Origin of the sequence: Pontibacillus yanchengensis Y32, assembly GCF_000770635.1 — a bacterium.
Classification (GTDB): Bacteria; Bacillota; Bacilli; order Bacillales; family BH030062; genus Pontibacillus; species Pontibacillus yanchengensis.
Genome location: NZ_AVBF01000140.1, coordinates 1 through 418, shown reverse-complemented (window position 1 = coordinate 418; position 418 = coordinate 1). Strand labels below are relative to the sequence as shown.

The following is a 418-nucleotide window of genomic DNA, read 5'->3' as shown; positions in this document are numbered from 1 at the left end:
AGTCAAGTCCTTAACATTGTGTAAAAGTATCCATGATGTTTTCAACTTGTATATTGATTTGTATAGCTATGGCAGAGGAAGGGCCATGGCCCTTCCTCTGCCATAGCTTTTTTCAGTTTTTCAAATGGTCTCCCATTTTATTTAGAATCTGTTTCCCCTTAATGTTTACTTGTTTTAAGGTAGGTGCGAGAACCGAGGTCTAACGTTTCTTCATAGTCCATAAGTACAGCACCAATCATTCTGAAAGCGGATTGGTTGTTTGGGAAGATACGGATGACTCGTTCCCTTCTGTGAATCTCTGAGTTGAGTCTTTCCAGCATATTTGTGGTGCGAAGACTAACATGATACTCTCTAGGCTCATTATAAAACTGTGTCGCATCTTCAAATCCTTCGTCTAGGATATCGATAGCTTTTTGAT

General features: G+C 39.5%; 1 protein-coding gene. It reads right to left on the bottom strand.

Annotated features, from left to right (window positions below):
* Positions 1-158: 158 nt before the first annotated feature.
* A partial coding sequence (locus N782_RS20495; RefSeq protein ID WP_036824929.1) for a transposase occupies positions 159-418 on the bottom strand: 260 nt, incomplete at its 5' end.